The 10,620-nt window shown below is 70.6% G+C and carries 6 protein-coding genes; 2 read left to right on the top strand and 4 right to left on the bottom strand.

Going from position 1 to position 10,620, the window contains the following annotated elements; all coding sequences use genetic code 11:
• Positions 1-448: 448 nt before the first annotated feature.
• Entirely contained in the window at positions 449-1,456 is a 1,008-nt protein-coding gene (locus tag ACFWEP_RS24950) for a terpene synthase family protein (RefSeq protein ID WP_387373046.1), read from the bottom strand.
• Between the two features lie 652 nt (positions 1,457-2,108).
• On the opposite strand from ACFWEP_RS24950, the gene ACFWEP_RS24945 reads away from it, so the two are divergent.
• Entirely contained in the window at positions 2,109-4,232 is a 2,124-nt protein-coding gene (locus ACFWEP_RS24945; RefSeq protein WP_387373044.1) for a SpoIIE family protein phosphatase, read from the top strand.
• Positions 4,233-4,367: 135 nt separating this feature from the next.
• On the top strand, positions 4,368-6,425 hold the full coding sequence (locus ACFWEP_RS24940) for a LamG-like jellyroll fold domain-containing protein (protein ID WP_387373042.1): 2,058 nt from the start codon (positions 4,368-4,370) through the stop codon (positions 6,423-6,425).
• A 75-nt stretch (positions 6,426-6,500) separates the two neighbouring features.
• Here the strand turns inward: ACFWEP_RS24940 and ACFWEP_RS24935 are convergent, their stop codons facing one another.
• From ACFWEP_RS24935 to ACFWEP_RS24925, 3 genes are all read right to left on the bottom strand, one after another.
• Positions 6,501-8,129 carry a right-handed parallel beta-helix repeat-containing protein gene (locus ACFWEP_RS24935; protein WP_387373040.1) on the bottom strand — a complete coding sequence of 543 codons (1,629 nt, stop codon included), beginning with the start codon at positions 8,127-8,129 and terminating at the stop codon, positions 6,501-6,503.
• Between the two features lie 235 nt (positions 8,130-8,364).
• Positions 8,365-8,862, bottom strand: a complete 498-nt coding sequence (locus ACFWEP_RS24930) for a YbaK/EbsC family protein (protein ID WP_387373038.1) — start codon at positions 8,860-8,862, stop codon at positions 8,365-8,367.
• A 257-nt stretch (positions 8,863-9,119) separates the two neighbouring features.
• The gene (locus ACFWEP_RS24925; RefSeq protein ID WP_387373036.1) at positions 9,120-10,502 is read right to left on the bottom strand and encodes an L-serine ammonia-lyase; all 1,383 of its coding nucleotides are present in this window, start codon (positions 10,500-10,502) and stop codon (positions 9,120-9,122) included.
• Between the last annotated feature and the right edge of the window lie 118 nt (positions 10,503-10,620).

The raw sequence follows: 10,620 nt of genomic DNA, 5'->3' as shown, positions 1-10,620 counted from the left end.
CCCTGGAACACGAGGACACCCGCCACGGCTGCCGTCGCGACGGCAGCCGTGGCCCATATTCTTCGCTTTGATCTCACGTGTGATTCCCCGAGGATGATGAGAGAGAGAACGGCGATCCGTCGGTCGGGGTTCAACCTGGGGCGTGGTCGGTACGACGCCTCCGCGATACGGGGCAACCCACAGGAAACAGCCGACCCCTTGGTGCCGGAGGGCACAGTCTCGCACGGGAATTCACTCGAACGGGTGCGGTCTCGGTCATCCGTTCGTCAAGTGGTGGTGGGGTGCTCCCCAGGGCCGTCGCCGGATGCGGCTTCCGGGGTTCCGCCGCCGAAAGTCCGGAAGCCGCATGCCGTGGGCGCCTCATGCGCCTGACGGGCCCTCGGGAGGGCCTCTCCTCAGGAACCCCCGGACGATCCGGGCGCCCGGTTCCGGGGCCGGGCGTGGTCGTTCACGCCGCGAAGAACCGGGAGAGCTCGCTCCGTTCCTCGGGCTCCACCAGGTCCGGCCTGGTGTAGCGCTCGGCCCGCGCGTGGTAGTCGAAGTCGCCCCGCACGAGGCCGCGGTAGTCCCGTACGCACCGTTCGAGGGCGACTCGTTCCGCGCCCTCTATTCCGGCCGCGTCCATTTCCTCGGTCAGGTCCCTTTCCGCGCGCCGAACCCGTTCCGTTATCCGGGCGAGCTGGACGGCGGCCTCGTCGACCGCCTCCTGGAGCGTGCAGCCGCGGTCGCGCTGGATGAGGCGGACGGCGTTGTGTTCGTAGCCCATGGCCGCCTCCTTCTCGAAGGAACAGATGTCGTTGCAGAGACCCGAATGATCGGTCACCGCGTCCCGGAGCGCGATGTACGCGGGAAGGCTCCGGGCCGCGTCCGTGAGATCGATGCCGGCCGTGATCTCGTGGAGATCGAGAAAAGGCTGCATCGCCACGGAATCCCGCCGGTGTTTCGCGAACTCGGCCCGGGACGGAACCTGTCCGGCGGCGCGCTCGACCGCCTCGGCGTAGTAGGTCCAGAGCCAGGCCACGGTGTCCCGACGGAACTGTCGTACCCAGGCGGCCGATCGCTCGCGGTACGTGCGGTTCCGCAACTCCTCCAGGGTCAGTTCCATGGCGGAGTGGGGTGTGGCCCCGTCGAGAACCTCCACGAGGCGGTTGATCGCGCTCCCGCACATCCGCGGGTCGCGTCCGGCGGGCCCGTCGTCGAATTCGTCGTCCACCAGAAAAGCCCAGAAGAGCCATTGGCAGAAGAGGTCGAGGTGCTGCTGGGAAGCGGACGGGAAGATGAGGGAGATCCACAGCTCCGGCCGGGTTCTGATCATTTTCTTCCGGGCCGTCGGGGAGAGTTCCACGCCGTGGTAGTCAGCCCATTTCCAGGCAGCCTCCTTGGTTTTCTCCAGACCCGGATTGCAGCCGGCGCTGGAGAACGGCATATGAAACGCCGGTAACGCGATCTGGCTCATTGGTACCCCTCGTCAAGACGATGTGGATGGAGGGTGGGTTCGGTGAGCGGTCGTGGTGCACACGGAGCGCGAAGTCGTGGGGAGCCGACGGAGTCGAGCGTTCCGGAACCCGTTTTCGTTGGCCAAGGCTTCACCCTGCGGGTTGTGGTGGTCCCTTCCTCTCCTTCCCTGTCGTGTCGAGGCCGCCGAACGGGTGTATTCGGTGGCCGGGCGGAACCGGACTTCGAACCGTCGCGTCACCATGCGTGACACCCAGTCAACCCCGGGCGAGCGGCTGAGGGAAGTCGCCCGTGACCGAAATTGTATGGTGCCGCCGAACACTGGTGACTTTATGAGCGGTTGATGACCGTCGTAGTCCACTCCGTGGTGTCTCGGCGTTTGTACGACGGGTTTATCCACCGGCTCGGGGAGCTTTGCCGTGCGTCCTTCGGCCGAGGTCCCGAAACCGCCGGCCCGCTCCCCCGAATCCGACGTCCCGCGGCCGGAAGCCTTGGGGCTGCTGCCCTCCGGCGTCCTCCCGCGGCCGGTCCGGCACCCGCCCGCAGCCCGTCGCCGCCCGTCCTCCGTCCGTACGTCCCCCGATGGCGCGAGCTGGTGGGGCGTCCCAAAGTGGGGTGAGGCGAAGTCGTGTTCGAAGGGCGGTGGTGGAGCAGTGCCGGACGACGACCTGCCGTCTGCGGTCCCCCCGGACCCGGCACCCCCCGCCCTGCTGCACGCCCTCGTGACCGCCCCCGTCATCCGCACCTACGTGGTCGACCGGGACCTGCGCATCGTCCGGGCCGGCGCGCTGACCTTCGGCGAGGCACCTGACCCGGTGGTGGGACAGCTCCTGACCGAGGTGTTCCGGCTCGAAGACCCCGACGCTGCGGTGCGCGCCCTCGAACCCGGCACCCCGGAGCGCCCCTCGTCCGTCCCGTCGGCGACCGACCGGAGCGAGGGCCCCGTCGGCGTCGCCAGGGCGTACCGCACCGACCCGGCCGGCACCGACCGCACCTTCGCCGTCGCCTTCCATCCGCTGGCCGCCGACACGGACACCGCCGCACTGCCGGACACCTCGGACCCGGGACCGGCGGCACTGCTCGTGCTGGCCGCGGACATCACCGCCCAGGAACGCAACTCCGCCCGCGCCGCGGCCCTCGACGCCGTACGCGAACGCGTAGGCCAGTCCCTCGACCTCGCCGCCACCTGCGAGGAACTGGTCATGACTCTGGTCCCCGGGTTCGCCGACATCGCCGTCGTCGAGATCGTGGACGACGTCCTGCGCGGCGCCGACGCCCTCACCGGCCCGCCCGCCCGGGGCACCCCGCTGCGCCGCATCGCGTTCCGGGGCCCCCTCGGCGCGGACGGGGCCGCCCACCCGGTGGGCGACGTACGGGAGATGCCGCACCCGACCCCGTACTCCCTCTCGCTCGGCGACCTCAACCCCCGCCTGGTGCAGCTCACCCCCGACCTGCCCTGGTACGAGACCGACCCCGACCGGGCCAGGTCCATCGCGGAGTTCGGGTCGCACTCGCTGATCGTGGCGCCCCTGGCGTTGCGCGGCACCGCGCTCGGCGTCGTCAGCTTCTACCGGTGCGCCGGGAGCGAGCCGTACGACGAGAGCGACCTCGCCTTCGGGGTGACGCTCGCCGCGCACACCGCGCTGAGCGTCGACAACGCGCGGCGCTACGAACGCGACCACAGCGTCGCCTCCACCGTCCAGCGACGCCTGCTGCCCTCGGGCCCCGCCTCCCCGATCGCCGTCGACACCGCCCACGTCTATCTGCCCGGACGCAACAGCGGCAGCTGGTTCGACACCATCTCCCTCTCCGGCGCGCGGACCGCCCTCGTCGTCGGCCGGGTCGACGGCCAAGGCGTGCAGACCGCGACGACCATGGGCCAACTCCGTACCGCCGTGCGCACGCTCGCCGCCCTCGACCTCTCACCCGAAGAACTGTTCTCCCGGGTCAACGACATCGCCGTCCAGCTCGCCGAGGAGCGGGCGGCGCTCCCCGTCGGTGACGCCCTGCGCCACCGGCCCCTCAGGGCGACCTGCCTCTACGGGGAGTACGACCCGTTCACCCGGCTCTGGACGGTGGCCAGGGCGGGGGCGCCGATCCCCTACATCGTCCGCCCGGACGGCACTCCGCTCCCGTTCGACCTGCCCGAGGGGCCGCCGCTCTCCGCGACCGAGGGCGCCCCCTTCGCCACCGCCGAGATCGAACTGGCCCCGGGCAGCCTCCTGGTCATGCACAGCGGCAGCAGCAACCTGCGCGAACGCCCGGGCCTGCGCCCGGTCGACGAGGTGCTCGCGCCGCCCGACCGGGATCTCCGGGAGATCGCCGACGCCATCATGTACAACTACCCGCCCGTCGCCCACCCGGAGGGCGCGGTGCTGCTCCTCGCCCGCCCCATGGAGGTCAGCGCGGCCCGGGCGGTCACGGTCCTGCTCGACGACGACGCGGGTGCCCCGGCGAAAGCCCGCACCGCGACCCGCGCCCACCTGGCCGAATGGAGGGTCCCCAAGGACGCGCTGTACGCGGTCGAGCTCATCGTCAGCGAGCTGGTCACCAACGCCGTGCGCTACGGCACCCCGCCGCTGTCCCTGCGGCTGGTCCGTACCCACACCCTCACCTGTGAGGTCCGCGACTCCAGTCTCGTCGCCCCCCATCTGCGGCACGCCCGGGCCGGCGACGAGGGCGGCCGAGGCCTCTTCATCATGTCCCAGCTCGCCTCCCGCTGGGGCACCCGCTACACCCACGACGCGAAGATCATCTGGGCCGAGGTGGAGTTGTAGGGAGAGGCTCCCTCCCAGGTCAGGGAGGTCGCGGAGTTGTCGGAGTGTTGGGCGAACGGTCGCCGGTGAGACATCCGCCCGCCCCGGTGGCCTTCCTAGCGTGCGAGCATCCACTTCTTTTCGCTGGGAGCACGCATGCACACCACCCCTGACGACAGCGCCGACGCCCCGGAGCGGAGCCTGCTGACGGAAGCGGCCACGCATTCGGCCGACTGCGGCTGTCCGCGCACCGCGGACCTCGACGGGGAAGGGCTCGCCGCCAGGAGCCGGCGCACCTTCCTGCGGGGCGCCGGTGTCCTCGGCGCGGGGGCCGCCGCGACGGCGACCGGGCTGCTCGGCGCGACGCCGGCCTTCGCCTCGGGCGCGTCCGACGAACGCTCCGACACGCACTCCGACGCGCTTTCCGACGCGCACTCCGGCGACAAGAAGACCGGCCGCGGCAGGCGCGGCACATGGAGCCCGGACGCGGAGAACCCGCGGTTCACCTTCGTCGTGATGCCCGACACCCAGTACATGTTCGACATCGACCGGATCCACCCGGCCCCGATGGAGGCGTCCTTCCGTTACGTCCTCGACCCGGCCGGGCGGGCCGGCGGCAACGACGAGAACATCGTCTTCCTCGCCCACCTCGGCGACGTGACCAACAACGGCCACGCCGAGGAGTACGCCGCCGTGACCGAGGTCTTCGACATGCTCGACGACGCGGGCGCCGCGTACGGCGTGCTGGCGGGCAACCACGACGTCGGCGGGGACGACCAGCGGGGCCGGACCCCGTACCTGGACACGTTCGGCCCGGCGCGGGCCAGGAAGTCGCCCGCCTACCACTCCTCCAGCGCCGACGGCTACAACACCAGCCACATCTTCCGTGCGGGCGGGCGACGTTGGATGGTGCTCTCCCTCGACTGGCGCATGTCGGCCGCCGGGTTCGCCTGGGCCAACGCCGTCATCAAGGAGAACCCGACCCTCCCGGTGATCGTGACGACCCACGAGATCGTCGGCTCGTACGACGACGGCTCCGCCGAACTCTCGGCGTACGGGCAGCAGATGTGGGACGGGCTGATCAAGGACAACGACCAGATCTTCCTCACCCTGAACGGCCACTACTGGCCGCCCGGCTCCACCGTGAAGAAGAACAGCGCCGGCAACGACGTGCACCTGCACATCACCAACTACCAGGACCGCTACTACGGCGGTTCCGGCATGCTCCGGTCGTACCGCTTCGACCTCAACCGGGGCACGATCGACATCGCGACGTTCTCCCCGTGGATGCGGGAACGCGCGGCCGAGGACGAGCTGAACGCCGCCGCCGCCAAGGAGATCGAACTGACCTCCCCGGTCGACTACTTCTCCATGGACATCGACTTCGACGAGCGCTTCGCCGGCTTCGCCCCGGTCGCGGAGCGCGGCCCCCGCGCCGCCCGGCGGATGCTGGTTCCCGGCACCCTCGCGTACTGGCGGTTCGACGGCTCCGGCGCCGAGGGCGGCAACCTGCCGGCCGGTACGGTCGTCCAGGACCAGTCGGGCCACGGCAACGACCTCGTCCTCCAGCAGGTCCCGGGCGCCGCCGCGAACGCGCTGACCTGGACCGGCGACCACCACCCCGACCAGCCAGGACACGGCGGCCTCGTCTTCGCCGGCCAGGGCAACCCGGTGGCCGGCGCCTACCTCCGTACCGTCGACAAGGCCCCGGTCAACGCGGAGACCTTCCCGCACGGCTACACCATCGAGCTCTTCTTCAAGGTGCCCGCCGACTGGAACGGCGGCCGCAACGGCTGGTCCTCGATGCTCAGCCGCGCCGGGACCGCCGCGGAGGCCGGGAAGAACGGCCCCGGATCGACCGCCGACGAGCCGGTCATGACGCTGGGGCTCAGCGGTTCCCTGGAGATCCAGTGGAACGCCTACCCGCTCAACATGGCCGGAGCGACCACCGCGTGGAGCCACCTGCTCCAGCAGCAGGAGTGGTGGCACGTCGCCGTCGTCAACGACGGCAAGGTCAGCAAGCTCTACGTGAACGGCTGCGAGGAGGGCCGCAACCCCACCTCGAAGGCGGTCGGCCTGGCCTCGCTGCACAAGCCGTTCCTGGTCGGCGGCTACCAGTGGGCCGGGAACGTCAGCCAGGTCTTCCACGGCACCCTCGGCGACGTCCGCATCGTCGACCGGGCGCTGCGGGTGGACCAGTTCATGAACGCCTGATCAGGGCGGGGCCGGGCTCGGGCGAAGGCCGGGCGGGGTGCGACGCTCCGCCCGGCCCCGGAAAACTCCGCCGCCTCAGCCGGGATTGTTGGATGCCACGGTCCCGGAGGCCAGGTCGAGGACCGCCGCAGTGCCCCAGCCGCGCATGTCGTTGCCGGTGATCCAGGCAGCCTGGCTGCCCGCCATCACGCCGATGCCCGCCTCGGCGCCCGTTGCCCCACCCGGTCGGGACACGTTGCCCTGGCAGGACACGTTCACCGCGTTGCCGCCGATGCGGATGGCGTAGGTCCCCGCCAGACCTGAGGTGCCTGCCCCGGTGACCCGGTTGTCCCGCACCGCGATGTCGGAGGAGGAGATGGCGATGCCGTTGCGTGCGGCGTTCAGCACGGTGTTCTGGGCGACCAGTACCCCGGTCGAGGCGCTGTCGATGCCGATGCCGTCACCCTCGACGTCCGACACGTGGTTGCCGGTGACCAATGCGTTCGGGGAGCCCTGGAGCTGGATTCCCTGGGCGTTGCCGCCGGCCGGGTGGCGGGTCGTGGCGATGATGTTGCCGGTGACCGAAGCGCCGTCGCTCTGGCCGATGTAGATACCCGTCTCGCCGGCCACACCACGGACGATGTTGTCGCTGACGACCACCGAACTGTTCCGGCCCGTGCCACTGTTGGACACCACGATCGCGCCACCCGACCCGGTGCCGCGGACGGTGTTGCCAGTCACCGCGATGTCCTGCAGGGGGTTACCGGAACCGGAAGTGACGTAGATGCCGTTGACCGCCGCAGAGTCGATCGTGTTCCCGGAGATCACCGACTGCTGCCAATCGGTGGCGCGAATGCCGTACGCGCCGCTGCCCTCCACCCGGTTCCCCAGAATGCGGATATTTCGGTGCAGAGGGCGGGGGGCGTCGGACGAAGCGACGTAGTGATCGCCGCACAGGGCGTCGTAGGGGGCAAGGGCGGCGAAGGAGTTGCGCACGGTGCAGCCGGAAATCAGCACGTCCTCGCAGGAAGTACCGTCGTAGTCGGGTGCCGGCAGGTTGTTCGCGTTGGTGGCACCGGTGATCTGCACCGCCTCGTGCCGATTCGGCACGGTGGGCGTACCGGGAGCCACGTACACGCCGTCGAAGAGGCAGTCGATGATCCTGACCCGACGCATCGCGTTGATCTCGACGGCGTGCGCTTCGGGAACGCCGAGGACGGAAGCGTCACGCATGGTGAGGCCGTCGGCGTGAGTGAAGACGAAGGCCGGGCATGTCGAGGTGAACGTGCTGCCACGCATGTCCCAGGTGCCGCCGAAGACGGATATGTTCCCGGCTCCCGCGTACCCGCCGACCGCGGGCATGCCGGTCGTCCAGTTCTTGACCAGGGCCGAGGTGTTGCCGGTCCGGAACAACCGGGCTCCGTACGCGCGCACGCTCATCCCAGGACCGAGCAGCAACGACTCCCCGAGTGGGTAGCTGCCCGCCGGCACCAACAGCGTCGCCCCGCCTCCCGGCACCGCCCGGGCGTCGGCCAGTGCCCGGCGGAAGGCCGGAGTGTCATCGGCGACGCCGTCTCCGACCGCCCCGTAGAGTCGTACGTCGAAGAGTGGGCCGGCCGTGGCGTCCGCTCCGGCGGCCACGGCCGACGACCCCGCCACCACCTGGGCGGTGCCGACGCCACCCAGGAGTCCGCCGGTCGCCAGCATCAGTGCACGTCTGTCCATGGGGTGTTCTTCCTTCGGCGAGAGAGTGTCGTGGCGTGGGCACGCGCTCGGGACCGCCACCGCGCATCGGTCCGTGTACGCGTCCTCCCACCGAAGTTGATCACGGGACCGGGGAACCGGGTGCCGATCCGCGGGCTGTCACTCCGTGGGCCGGACCCCCCGTGCGAAGTCGCCACGACAGGGGGCCCGTGGGGTGCGTCTTCGCGCGTCCGGCCGACACCCGCCGGCTCTCCCGTCAGTCCGCCGAGACCGGCTCCACCCGGGGCTCGGCGACGGACCGGAAGTCCGCCGTGGAGAGGGCGAGCGAGCGGTCGAGGCGGCCGGCGTTGAAATACATCTCCGGGTGGACCAGCAGCGCGGGGTCCACGATCAGTTCCAGCCGGTCGTCGAAGGAGAAGGGGAGGATCGTGCCGCTCGGGGACTTGGCCAGCTCCTCCGCGATGTCGGCCGAGGCGAAGGAGGCGTAACTCCCGCCGTAGAGCGCTTTCACCGCCGCCAGGTCGACCCGCTTGTCCCCGGGCACGACCACCAGGACGAAGTGCTTCTCCTTCTTGCCGACCTTCACCATCGTGACGATGCACTTGGCGGCTCGGCCGAGGGGGTGGCCGCGGAGCAGGCTGACCGCCTCGGAGTTGCCCTCCGGGGCGTGCTCGATCACCCGGTACGCGGCCCCGCGCTCGTCCAGCAGGGACAGCAGCTTGCCGTAGATGCCGTCGGCGTCGTCCGTAGCCATCGTGTTCTCCCGTTCGGTTCCCGACGTGCCCGTGTGGTTCGGGACGACCTTAAGGGCCGAGGAGCGGGCGCTCGCTCGCGGTGCCGCGGAGAGCCGTGCGCGCCGGCTGTGTCGAGGAAGGGGGCGAGGCGTCCACCGCGCGGACGCCGATCGGCAGGGCTCTGCCAGAAGCTTCCCGGAGACCTTCCCCCTGTGCGGGCGAAGGACGTCCCGACCAGCGCCCAGTGGGACGAAAACGCTGGTCAGGGCCCAGAGCCTCAGCACTCGATGATGTTCACCGCGAGCCCGCCGCGCGCGGTCTCCTTGTACTTCACCGACATGTCCGCGCCGGTCTCCTTCATCGTCTTGATGACCTTGTCCAGGGAGACCTTGTGGGTGCCGTCGCCGCGCAGGGCCATCTTCGCGGCGGTGACGGCCTTGACCGCCGCCATGCCGTTCCGCTCGATGCAGGGGATCTGGACGAGGCCGCCGACCGGGTCGCAGGTGAGGCCGAGGTTGTGTTCCATGCCGATCTCGGCGGCGTTCTCGACCTTCTCGGGGGAGCCGCCGAGGACCTCGGCGAGCGCGCCGGCGGCCATCGAGCAGGCGGAGCCGACCTCGCCCTGGCAGCCGACCTCGGCGCCGGAGATCGAGGCGTTCTCCTTGAAGAGCATGCCGATCGCGCCCGCCGCGAGGAGGAAGCGGACGACGCTGTCGTCCTTCTCCTCCGGGGTGGCGCCGCCGGCCGCGAAGTTCATGTAGTAGTGCAGCACCGCCGGGATGATTCCCGCCGCGCCGTTGGTGGGGGCCGTCACGACCCGGCCGCCGGCGGCGTTCTCCTCGTTGACCGCCATCGCGTAGAGGGTGATCCACTCCATCGCGTGGGCCTGCGGGTCGCCCTCGGCGCGCAGCTGGCGCGCGGTGTTGGCGGCGCGGCGGCGGACCCTGAGGCCGCCGGGGAGGATTCCCTCGCGGGACATGCCCCGGCCGACGCACGCCTGCATGACCCGCCAGATCTCCAGCAGACCGGTACGGATCTCCTCCTCGGTGCGCCACTCCTTCTCGTTCTCCAGCATCAGTGAAGAGATGGAGAGTCCGGTCTCCCGGGCCAGGCGGAGCAGCTCGTCGCCGGTGCGGAAGGGGTGGGCGAGGACGGTGTCGTCGGGGATGATCCGGTCGGCGCCGACGGCGTCCTCGTCGACGACGAACCCGCCACCCACCGAGTAATACGTCTTCTCCAGCAGCAGCGCGCCTGTCTCGTCGTACGCGTGGATCGACATGCCGTTGGCGTGGTACGGGAGCGCCTTGCGGCGGTGCAGGACGAGGTGCGCGTCCGCGTCGAAGGGGATCTCGTGCGCGCCCAGCAGGCTGATGCGGCCGGTGGAGCGGATCTGCTCGACCCGGGCGTCGGCGGACTCGACGTCGACGGTCCGGGGGGACTCGCCCTCCAGACCGAGGAGGACCGCCTTCGGCGTGCCGTGGCCGTGGCCGGTCGCGCCGAGGGAGCCGTACAGCTCGGCGCGTATCGAGGCGGTCGGCGCGAGCAGGCCCTCGTTCTTCAGCCGGCGCGCGAACATCCGCGCCGCCCGCATCGGGCCCACGGTGTGGGAGCTGGACGGCCCGATGCCGATCGAGAACAGGTCGAAGACCGAAATGGCCACGGTGGAGACTCCTAGCTGGGTGGACGCCGTTGTCCACCGGCGAAACGAAAAGTGGGTGTGGGGGAGGGGCGGGGCCCCGGTACGGAAGCGGGCGGGGCACCGCGCTCACCTTCCAGTG

It is taken from the genome of Streptomyces sp. NPDC060198 (assembly GCF_042728415.1).
In the GTDB taxonomy this organism is placed as follows: domain Bacteria; phylum Actinomycetota; class Actinomycetes; order Streptomycetales; family Streptomycetaceae; genus Streptomyces.
This window is presented reverse-complemented; position numbering and strand designations above follow the sequence as displayed.